Below are 3363 nucleotides of genomic sequence, written 5' to 3' on the forward strand. Positions count from 1 at the left end.
TTTGACGGCAATCGTCACAACCGCATTGACCGCAGGGGTAGGCCGACCGTAAAATTGCCTGCTTCGCCGGAATAGCTCAGTTGGTAGAGCGGCGCATTCGTAATGCGTAGGTCGTAGGTTCGATTCCTATTTCCGGCACCAGTTGTAATGAAAAGCCCCGGCCTTGGTCGGGGCTTTTTGTTTGGGCGGCACGGCCATTGGTAGTGCCGGCCGCTGGCCGGCTGGTTCAGTAGTGCCAGCCCATGGCTGGCAGTCATGAGCTTCCGGTAGCTGTTCAATCCCTCGCGAGGCATCGCCCTCGGCTTCGCTGGTGCTTATAGTCAAGCGTCTTGTCCAACTCAGAATGGCCCTTTTGGCTTCAGCCCTGGAGTTGGATTCCGATGACCTCCTTGTTGTCATGAATGCCGAACCTTGCTTCGAGGCTCTTTCAAGGAGCGTAAAAGACCCTGCGAAGGTCGCCGAGCAGGTCGGTGGCAGGACTGCTTACAGCGGGAAAGATGCGAAGGTAGTCCTGAATGGTGAGGGGAAGGTCATAACTGCCATTCCAAGAAGCAGCGATGGGTTGAGAGACCCGAAGGTGAAGTGAAATGAAACGGCCTATCTCGTCCCGTCTGTATTCTCTGTTGGCTGAAATCGCAGCGAAGCACAGCTTTCACTTGCCTGAAGAGGGCATCGAGCACCTTGTCAAACAGGACCGCGAGTCGCTGATCGATGCATTGGTGCAAGAGTTTTCGGAGACCGGTTTGGGATCTGACGATGAGCCTAATCAACGAGGCGTCGAGATCGAAGAGATCATCGATTTCGTTGGCGCTATCGCTGATCAGACTGATGCGTCCAGCGACTAGGCAATCGTTGATTTGGAGTCGTAGGCGGCTGGTCGTAGATTCGATTCCCATTTCCGGCACCAGTTTCAGCAAAAGCCCCTGTCTCAGTCGGTGCTTTTCGTTTGCGCTGCACGGCTCCCCGCCGGACCTCGCCCCCTGGACCTCCTGCTCCCCCTATAATCGGCCGCGCAGATCACCTGCACCGGTTCACCCGCACGGAGGCTTCCCATCATGTCCATTGCCGCAATTCCCGATGTTTCGCTGGTCGACAACAGTGAGCAGCGCACGCCGCTGATCCTGGTGCTGGACTGTTCCGGCAGCATGAGCGGTGGCCCCATCGAGCAGTTGAATGCGGGCCTCAAGCTGTTGGAGGAGGAGCTGAAGGCCGATGTGATCGCGGCCAAGCGCGTGCGTGTGCTGCTGGTTGAATACGGTGGCATGGACAACGCCGCCATCAGTGGTGACTGGTGTGACGCGATGGATTTCGCAGCGCCCACGCTGTCGGCCAACGGCACCACGCCGACTGGCGCGGCGGTGGAACTGGCGCTGCAGGAAATTGAAGACGAGAAGGCGCGCTTCCGCCAGGCCGGTGTTGCCTACACCCGGCCGTGGCTGTTCCTGATGTCCGATGGCCAGCCCACCGATGCCTGGGAAGCGGTGGCCGAGCAGTGTCGCGATGCCGAGCAGCAGAACAAGGTGGCGGTGTTCCCGATTGCCGTCGGCAATGCCGACATGAGCGTGCTGGGCCAGTTCAGCCGTAATGGCGAGCGCGGCGTGAAGCGCCTGCAGGGCCTGCAGTTCAAGGAACTGTTCCTGTGGCTGAGCGCGAGCATGCGGGTGGTCTCCAATTCGACGCCCGGCGGCCAGGTGCAACTGCCGGCCACCGACAGCTGGTCGCAAGTGCCGGTCTGACCATGGCCTGGCGCGTGATGGCCGCATCGGCCACGGGACGGTCCCATCTGGACCGCGGGCAGCCCTGCCAGGACGCGTATGCGTCGGTGCAGGTGGGGCAGACATTGGTCGCGGTGGTCTGCGATGGCGCAGGCTCCGCATCGCACAGCGATGTGGGCGCCCGGCATGTATCCAGCAGCGTGGCGGCGTCGGTTACCGGTTCTGCCCAGCTCGGGGCAGATCCATTGGCACTACCGGTGGATGCGTTGCGCACCATCATCGAAACCGCCGTCGACGATGCGCGCGGCCAGCTGGCGATGCTTGCGCTGAGCCAGGGCCTGAAGCTCTCCGACCATGCCTGCACGCTGGTAGGGGCTGTCGCCACGCGCGATGGCGGCTGGTTCTTCCATGTCGGCGACGGCGTCGCCGCCTGTGCCTTCAGCAATGAGTCGCCCGATGCCGTGTCACTGCCTGCCAACGGCGAGTACGCCAACGAAACGTGGTTCGTGACCGGTGGCAACTGGCGCGAGCAGCTGCGGCTGACCCGCTTCGAAGGGGCGATCGACGCGCTGGTGCTGATGTCCGATGGCGTGCAGCCGTTTGCGATGTCGCGCGCGGGCGACAGCCTGTTCCAACCGTTCATCGCACCGGTGATCCGTTATCTGGCCGGGGTCGACGAGACCCACGGCAGCCAGGCGCTGCATGCGACGCTGGCCGACCCGCGCACCGATCAGATCACCGGCGACGACAAGACGTTGCTGGTCGCGCTGCCGGTCTGAGCACATGCCCGGGCGCAGCGGCGAAAAGGTCTACGACGCACAGCGCAGGTCGCTGACCCTGGAGCGGCTGCTCAAGAGTGGCGGCGCGGGCAGCGTGTTCACCCTCAAGGAGCGGCCGCGCGAAGTGGCCAAGCTCTACCACTCGGACAAGGACGCGCGCGTCTACGAGCGCAAGCTGCAGGCGATGCTGGAGCTGCAGCCGGACCTGCCGCCGATGGAGGGGCAGGGGGCCGACCAGGTGCAGATTGCCTGGCCGTTGACCCTGCTGCGGGACCGCAGTGGGCGTTTCATCGGCTTCACCATGCCGATCCTGGATCTGTCGGCCACCAGCGATCTGGAACATGTGCTGCAGGAGCGGCAGGCGCGTGCCGAGGGCCTGCCTACCGGCCTGGGCGCGAAGATGACCCTGGCCGCCAACCTGGCGGTGATGCTGGCTGCGCTGCACCGGCGGCAGCACTACGTGGTCGACCTCAAGCCGCTGAACGTGCGGTTCTATCGCAGCACCTTGTTCATCGCGATGCTCGATTGCGATGGTTTCAGCATCCAGGGCAAGGGCGAGCGTTTCCCGGCCGGGCAGGTCACCACCGATTATCTGGCGTCCGAGTTCCAGCAGCCCGGGGTGAAGCCGGGCCAGGAGGAGGCGCAGGATCGCTTCGCGTTGGCGGTGATGGTGTTCCAGCTGCTCAATTCCGGCCTGCATCCGTATGCGGGCCGGCCGCAGGGGGCGACGGTGCCCAGTGACCTGCCGGCGCGCATCGCCGCCAACCTGTACCCGTATGCGCGTGGCAAGCCGCATCCGCGGATGCTGCCCTCGCCGGTCAGCGGGCATGAGATGTTCCCGCCGGCACTGCGCGACATGTTTGATCGTG

General features: G+C 63.6%; 5 protein-coding genes and 1 tRNA gene. All 6 read left to right on the forward strand.

The genetic code is table 11. The features are described from left to right. Positions 1 to 65 precede the first annotated feature (65 nt). Positions 66 to 141, forward strand: a tRNA-Thr gene (locus DBR20_RS00905). Between the two features lie 211 nt (positions 142 to 352). Continuing rightward, on the forward strand, positions 353 to 586 hold the full coding sequence (locus DBR20_RS00910; RefSeq protein ID WP_146186920.1) for a hypothetical protein: 234 nt from the start codon (positions 353 to 355) through the stop codon (positions 584 to 586). Between the two features lies 1 nt (position 587). Further along, positions 588 to 845: a hypothetical protein gene (locus tag DBR20_RS00915; RefSeq protein ID WP_108264866.1), complete on the forward strand. Its 258-nt coding sequence runs from the start codon at positions 588 to 590 to the stop codon at positions 843 to 845. A 210-nt stretch (positions 846 to 1055) separates the two neighbouring features. Further along, complete coding sequence (locus tag DBR20_RS00920) at positions 1056 to 1736, forward strand: VWA domain-containing protein (RefSeq protein ID WP_108264867.1); 681 nt, start codon at positions 1056 to 1058, stop codon at positions 1734 to 1736. Positions 1737 to 1738: 2 nt separating this feature from the next. Then, entirely contained in the window at positions 1739 to 2494 is a 756-nt protein-coding gene (locus DBR20_RS00925; RefSeq protein ID WP_146186921.1) for a PP2C family serine/threonine-protein phosphatase, read from the forward strand. Between the two features lie 4 nt (positions 2495 to 2498). After that, a partial coding sequence (locus DBR20_RS00930; protein ID WP_219927773.1) for a hypothetical protein occupies positions 2499 to 3363 on the forward strand: 865 nt, incomplete at its 3' end.

The organism is Stenotrophomonas sp. HMWF023, from assembly GCF_003060985.1.
Lineage (GTDB): Bacteria > Pseudomonadota > Gammaproteobacteria > Xanthomonadales > Xanthomonadaceae > Stenotrophomonas > Stenotrophomonas lactitubi.